Here is a 6543-nt window from a genome sequence, read left to right as displayed (position 1 = left end):
GCCCGATGCCCGGGGCCATGGCGGGGAAGAACAGCGGCCCGAAGACCAGGGCGGCGGCGGTGGCGTAGACGGTGTATTCGTACCACTCGACGATGGCGCCGATGGTGCCCGAGTACAGGGTGCGGCGGCGCACCTGCTCGGGGGTCATGGAGGCGGTGATGGCCATGGAAGGCTCCGTTCCGGAAGGACGGTGGTCGCGGGGCGACCGGCGATGGAGGAGGTGGGGCTCCGCCCGTCCGCTCCCCGGCCCGCGGCGGAACCGGGGGCGGGGAGCGGACGGGCGAGGACGGTCCGGCGGCTCAGTTCCCGAAGGTGTGCTCGGACCAGGGCAGCGTGCCGCCGCGGTACTTGGCGACCCGCACGTCGCCGGAGCGGGCGTGGCCCTCGAAGCGCTCGACCCGCGAGGCGCGCCCGCACAGCTCGCCGAAGAAGGCGCTGGAGTCCCGGTCGGTGACCTCCTGGTAGGTCACGGTGCGCAGGTACTTGCCCACCCACAGGCCGCCGGTGTAGCGCGCCGCGCCCCGGGTGGGCAGCACGTGGTTGGTGCCGATGACCTTGTCGCCGTAGGACACGCAGGTGCCTTCGCCGAGGAAGAGCGCTCCGTAGTCGTGCATCTTCTCGAGGGCCTCGCGGGGGTTCTCCGTGAGGATCTGCACGTGCTCGTAGGCGTAGGAGTCGGCCAGGGCGTAGGCGTCGTCGAGGGTCTCGACGACGTGCACCGCGCCCCAGTCCTGCCAGGCCGGCGCGGCGAAGTCGCGGGTGGGCATGTCGACGAGCAGCTCGTCGACGTGCTCGATGACCTTCCGGCCCAGCTCCTCGCTGGTGGTGATGAGCACCGCGGGGGAGTCGGGGCCGTGCTCGGCCTGGGAGAGCAGGTCCACGGCCACGACGAACGGGTCGGCGTGCTCGTCGGCGACGATGAGCACCTCGGTGGGCCCGGCGAACAGGTCGATGCCCACCTCCCCGAAGAGCTGCCGCTTGGCCTCGGCGACGAACGCGTTGCCCGGCCCGGCCAGCATGTTCACCGGCTGGATGGTCTCGGTGCCCACCGCCATCGCGGCCACGGCCTGGATGCCGCCGAGCAGGTAGATCTCGTCGGCGCCGGCCAGGTGCATCGCCGCGATCGTCGCGTCCGGCATCTCGCCCTTGATCAGCGGGGTGCACGCGGCGACCCGCTCGACCCCGGCGACCTTGGCGGTGACGATGGTCATGTGGGCGCTGGCCAGCAGCGGGTACTTGCCCCCGGGGATGTAGGCGCCGGCGGCCCGGATCGGCACGTTCTTCTGCCCGAGGTGCACCCCGGGGCGGGTCTCGATCTCGAAGTCCTGCAGGGACTCGAGCTGCTTCTGGGCCATGTGCCGGACCTGCTCCTGGACGAAGGTGATGTCGTCGATCACCTGCTGCGGCACCCGCGCCATGACCTCGTCCAGCTGCTCGTCGGTGAGCAGGAAGGAGTCGGGGCCGTAGTTGTCGAACTTCTGCGAGTACTCGCGCACCGCCGCGTCGCCCCGCTCCCGGATGTCGGCGATGACACCCTCCACGATGGCCCGGACCTCGGGGGAGCTGCCGCGGCCGGCGTCGCTCTTCCCCGGGCTCTTGAGCATCGTGGAGGTGACGGGCGAGGGCGTGGTCGTTCCTGTGGACATGGAAGTGCCTTTCCTTGGTCGGTCGGAGGGGCGCACCGGCGCCCCCCGTCAGTCCCTGTGAGCCAGGACACAGCACTACTGTATACGTATTCACAGTGGTGCGTCACGGATTGTGACGCACTGTGAATACGTATGCACCACTCGCTGGCATCCCCGCCCGGGAGCGCCCGGATCCCGGGCCGCGGGCGGATACAGTGACCTCGGACCGACGATCACGGGGCCACGGGAGGAGAGCCGGATGGTGACGAGCCGCGACGTGGCGCGACTGGCGGGCGTGTCGCAGGCGACGGTGTCGCGGGTCCTGTCCTCCGCGACCAACATCGCCCCCGAGACCCGGCTCAAGGTGCAGGCGGCGATGGAGGCGCTCGGCTACGTCCCCCACGCCGGAGCGCAGGCGATGAAGACCCGCCGGGCGCGCACCGTCGGGGTCGTCGTCAAGGACGTCACCAACCCCTTCTATCCCGAGGTCCTCGACGAGCTCACGCGGGAGCTCGACGGCGCCGGCTACCGGGTGGTCCTGTGGAACGCCGGGGGCGGCAGCCACCACGACGCGCTCAGCGCGATCCGCGAGCGCGCCGTGGACGGGGTGATCTTCACCACCGCCACGGGGGAGACGGTCGAGCTGCAGGTGGCGGTCGAGAAGCAGAGCCCGATCGTGCTCATCAACCGCGTCGTCGAGGGCCTCGACGCCGACCAGGTCGTCAGCGACAACGTGGCCGGAGGGGCGGCGGTCGCCGACTACCTCCACCAGAACGGCCGGACCCGCGCCGCGTACATCGGCGGCCTCCCGGGCGCCAGCACGTCCCGTGACCGCGCCCGCGGCTTCCTCGAGCGCATGCAGCACCTGGGCCACCCCGTGCCGGAGGACCTGCGGTTCCACGCCGACTTCTCGCACGATGCCAGCCAGCACGTGACGAGCCGGCTGCTGGCGCGCGCGGATCCGCCGGAGGCCGTCTTCTGCGCCAACGACTACATGGCCTTCGGCGCCCTGGACGCGCTGCGGAGCCGTGGCCTGTCCGCTCCGGGGGACTGCTGGGTCATCGGCTACGACGACGTCGACATGGCCTCCTGGCCCTCCTTCGACCTCACCACGGTCCGCCAGCCCAGCCGCGAGATGGCCCGTGCCGGGGCTCGGATGCTCCTCGAGCGCCTCGCGGACCCCGCCCGGCCGGCGCAGCAGCGGTCCTTCCCGTGCAAGCTCATCGTGCGGGGCAGCACCGGTGCGGCCGCCACGGCGTGAGGGGGCCGGCCCGGTCCCGGGCAGCGGGCCCTGGCCGGGGCGCCCGTCGGGGTGGGAGCATCGGCGCATGGTGCACGTACGGGCCATGGGCCCCGGGGACGCCCCTGCGGCGGGCCGGCTGCTCGACGCCTTCAACACGGAGTTCGCCGCGCCCACCCCGGGCGCCGGCTGGCTGGCGCGCCGGCTCGTGGAGCTGGTGGACCGCGGCGGGACGCTCGTGCTGCTGGCGGGCGGGGGCCCCGACGGGATCGCCGTGGTCCGGGTCCGGCCCTCGCTGTGGTCGCCCGGCGACGAGTGGTACCTCGCCGAGCTCTACGTGGTGCCCGAGCGCCGGGGCGAGGGGGTGGGCCGGGCGCTGCTCACGGCGGTGGTCGAGGGGGCCCGCTCCGGCGGGGCCGACCTCGTGGACCTGACGACCACGGAGGACGACGTGGCCGCGCGCGGGCTCTACGAGTCGATGGGCTTCCGGCGCTTCGAGGACGGCGACGGCGCCCTGTCCTTCTACTACGAGCTCGCCCTGTGAGCCGCCGTCCCGGCGGGGCCGGGGCGCTCAGGCCAGCCGCACCACCGTGCGCGCGTCGGCGTCCCAGCGGCGCAGGCCCACGGCGCGCAGCGGTTCGGGGGGCGGCTCCAGGACCGCCAGCGCCTGGGCCAGCTGCTCGGGGCGCATCCGGCGGGCCAGGGTGATGTGGGGGGTCCAGGCCCCCGGGTACGAGGTGCGCACCTGGCCCGGGACCGGGCGCACGGCGGTGCACACGCGCCGGTGCAGCTCGAGCAGCTCGGGCGTGGTGACGACCTGCCGCACCAGCACGTAGCCGCCCCGGCCCGGCCCGAACAGCAGCACGCCCGCGCTGGTCAGGGGCAGGTCCACGAACCCGGCGGCCGCGGCGACCCGCTCGTCGATCCCCGGGACGGTCTCCGGGGCGAGGGACGGGGCCGCGACGAGGGTGATGTGCGGGGCGTTGGTGGGGGAGCCGTGCCGGCCCGAGCTGGGCAGCCCGGCCGCCAGCAGCCGGTCCCAGTCCGCGCGCACGCTGGCCTCCGCCGCGTCGTCGAGCAGCAGTTCGAGGCTGTGCACCGGCCACCTCCTGTGGGGATCCTGCTGGGGATTCTACGGACAGGACGCCGGCGGTCCCGGGAAGGCCTCGCCCTATACTGGCGGCACGGCTACGGGAGGACCTCCATGACGGACATCGCGATCCGCTTCGACGGCGCCGGCAAGACGTATCCCGACGGCACCACGGCCGTCGAGGCCCTCGACCTCGAGATCCCCCGCGGCTCCCTCACGGTCTTCGTGGGCCCCTCCGGTTGCGGCAAGACCACCTCCCTGCGCATGATCAACCGCATGGTCGAGCCGACGTCGGGCACGGTGACCGTGGAGGGCCGCGACGTCGCCTCCGTCCCCGCCCACGAGCTGCGCCGCTCCATGGGCTACGTCATGCAGCAGTCGGGCCTGCTGCCGCACCGCACCGTGGTCGACAACGTCGCGACCGTCCCCCGGCTCAACGGCGTGCCCAAGCGGCAGGCCCGCGAGCGCGCCCGGGAGCTGCTGGCCACGGTGGGCCTCGACGCGTCGCTGGCCGGGCGCTATCCCGCCCAGCTCTCGGGCGGGCAGCAGCAGCGCGTGGGCGTGGCCCGGGCCCTCGCCGCGGACCCGCCGCTGCTGCTCATGGACGAGCCGTTCTCGGCCGTGGACCCCGTGGTGCGCCAGGACCTGCAGCGGGAGCTGCTGGACCTCCAGCGCCGCCTGCACCGCACCATCGTGTTCGTCACCCACGACATCGACGAGGCGATCCTGCTCGGCAACCGGGTCGCGGTCTTCGCCGCGGGCGGCCGGCTCGCCCAGTACGCGACCCCGGAGGAGCTGCTCCGGTCGCCCGCCGACGACTTCGTGGCCGACTTCGTGGGCCGTGACCGCGGTTTCCGCTCCCTGACCTTCGACTCGGCCCGCGACATCCCGCTCCGCCCGGTCGGGACGGTGCGCCCCGACGGCTCCCCGGGCGTCGTCGGCCCGGGGGACGGACCCCTCCCCGGGGGGTGGTCCCTGCGGGTCGACGACGACGGCGCCCCGCGCGGCTGGGTGCGCACCGGCGCCGAGGACGACCCCGTGGTCGGAGGCACCCTGCACCGGCCCGGCGGGTCCCTGCGCAGCGCCCTGGACGCCGCCCTGTCCTCCCCCTCGGGCCTCGCCGTGGTCGTGGACGAGGCCGGGCGGGCCGTCGGGGTCATGGACCCCGCGGACATCGTCGCGGCCGTCGAGGACGCCCGGCTGGGCGGGAGGGCCCGGCGATGAGCTGGACGGGCCGGAACTGGCCCCTCGTCCTCGAGCTCACGGGCATGCACCTGCTCCAGTCGGTGCTGCCCGTGCTCCTGGGGACCCTGGTCGCGATCCCGCTGGCCCGCCTGGCCACCCGCCACCGGGTGCTGCGGCCGCTGGTCGTCACCGGCTCCTCGCTGCTCTACACGATCCCCTCCCTGACCCTGTTCGTGGTGCTGCCCCTGGTGCTCGGCACGCGGATCACCTCCGTGGTCAACGTGGTCGTGGCGCTGAGCCTCTACGTCGTGGCGATCCTCGTGCGCTCCTCCGTGGACGCCTTCGAGTCCGTGGACGCGGACGTGCTGCAGGCCTCCACCGCGATGGGCTACCGGCCGCTGCGGCGGTTCCTCGCCGTGGAGCTGCCCCTCGCGGTGCCCGTGCTCGTCGCCGGGCTGCGCGTGGCCACCGTCAGCAACATCTCCATGGTCAGCGTGGGCGCCGTGATCGGCGTCCAGTCCCTCGGGACCCTGTTCACCGACGGGCTGCGGCGGTCGATCCTCGAGGAGATCGCCGTGGGGATCGCGCTCACCGTGGTCCTCGCGGTGCTCCTGGACCTGGTCCTGCGCGGGGCCGGCTCCGCCCTGACGCGCTGGCAGCGCGCCGGGACCGCCCGGCCGGCGACGGCCCGCGTCCTCGCCCTGGGCCGGGGGGCCGCCGCATGAGCCTGTTCGCCGCCGCCCTCGACTGGCTGGCCGACCCCGGGAACTGGTCCGGGCCCGCGGGCATCCCGGCGCGGATGCTGGAGCACCTGGCCTACAGTGGCCTGACGCTGCTGCTCGCCCTGGCCGTGGCGGTCCCGCTGGGCCTGTGGGTCGGGCACACGGGGCGCGGCAGCGGCGTCGTCGTCGGCCTCGCGGGAGCCCTGCGCGCGCTGCCGACCCTCGGGCTGCTCACCCTGTTCACCCTCCTCCTGGGGCTCGGCCTGCTGCCGCCGGTCCTCGCGCTGGTGCTCCTCGCGATCCCGCCGGTCCTCTCGGGCACCTACGCGGGGATCGCCAACGTGTCCCCGGCCCTCAAGGACGCCGGGACCGCCATGGGCATGACCCCCCGCCAGCTGCTGGCCCGCGTGGAGCTGCCCAACGCGCTGCCCGTGGTGCTGGGCGGGATCCGCAACGCCGCCCTGCAGGTCGTGGCGACCGTCACCGTGGTCGCCTACATCAACCTCGGCGGCCTCGGCCGCTACCTCATCGACGGGCTGGCGGTGCGCGACTACGCCCGCATGCTCGGCTCCGTGGTGCTCGTGGCCGTGCTGGCGCTGGCCGTGGACGCCGTCCTCGCCCTCGTCCAGCGCCTGTCCACCTCCCCGGGGCTGCGCCTCGCCGCCGCCTGACCCGCTGGTC

Annotated in this window: 7 protein-coding genes; 5 read left to right on the top strand and 2 right to left on the bottom strand. The window is 74.2% G+C overall.

What is annotated here, in order from left to right; all coding sequences use genetic code 11:
* Nucleotides 1-299 precede the first annotated feature (299 nt).
* Nucleotides 300-1646, bottom strand: coding sequence for a histidinol dehydrogenase (hisD, locus tag M3185_RS11415; protein WP_251333797.1), 1347 nt, complete (start codon nucleotides 1644-1646; stop codon nucleotides 300-302).
* Between the two features lie 238 nt (nucleotides 1647-1884).
* On the opposite strand from hisD, the gene M3185_RS11410 reads away from it, so the two are divergent.
* Together M3185_RS11410 and M3185_RS11405 are read left to right on the top strand one after the other, a co-directional pair.
* A complete protein-coding gene (locus tag M3185_RS11410; protein ID WP_251333796.1) occupies nucleotides 1885-2886 on the top strand; it encodes a LacI family DNA-binding transcriptional regulator in 1002 nt (333 codons plus the stop codon).
* A 67-nt stretch (nucleotides 2887-2953) separates the two neighbouring features.
* Entirely contained in the window at nucleotides 2954-3409 is a 456-nt protein-coding gene (locus M3185_RS11405; RefSeq protein WP_251333795.1) for a GNAT family N-acetyltransferase, read from the top strand.
* Between the two features lie 27 nt (nucleotides 3410-3436).
* On the opposite strand, the gene M3185_RS11400 is transcribed toward M3185_RS11405, so the two are convergent.
* On the bottom strand, nucleotides 3437-3964 hold the full coding sequence (locus M3185_RS11400) for a 2'-5' RNA ligase family protein (protein WP_251333794.1): 528 nt from the start codon (nucleotides 3962-3964) through the stop codon (nucleotides 3437-3439).
* A 105-nt stretch (nucleotides 3965-4069) separates the two neighbouring features.
* Between M3185_RS11400 and M3185_RS11395 the strand changes: the two genes are divergently transcribed.
* Genes M3185_RS11395 through M3185_RS11385 form a run of 3 tightly spaced genes read left to right on the top strand, consistent with a single transcriptional unit; the run spans nucleotide 4070 to nucleotide 6533 of the window.
* Complete coding sequence (locus M3185_RS11395; protein ID WP_251333793.1) at nucleotides 4070-5179, top strand: ABC transporter ATP-binding protein; 1110 nt, start codon at nucleotides 4070-4072, stop codon at nucleotides 5177-5179.
* On the top strand, nucleotides 5176-5865 hold the full coding sequence (locus M3185_RS11390) for an ABC transporter permease (RefSeq protein WP_251333792.1): 690 nt from the start codon (nucleotides 5176-5178) through the stop codon (nucleotides 5863-5865). Before M3185_RS11395 ends, M3185_RS11390 begins: the two co-directional genes overlap by 4 nt.
* Entirely contained in the window at nucleotides 5862-6533 is a 672-nt protein-coding gene (locus M3185_RS11385) for an ABC transporter permease (RefSeq protein ID WP_251333791.1), read from the top strand. Before M3185_RS11390 ends, M3185_RS11385 begins: the two co-directional genes overlap by 4 nt.
* The last annotated feature ends 10 nt before the right edge of the window (nucleotides 6534-6543 follow it).

This window comes from Kocuria rosea (genome assembly GCF_023715525.1).
GTDB lineage: Bacteria > Actinomycetota > Actinomycetes > Actinomycetales > Micrococcaceae > Kocuria > Kocuria rosea_A.
The sequence above is the reverse complement of the archived record's forward strand: the minus strand, read 5'-3'. Positions and strand labels throughout refer to the sequence as shown.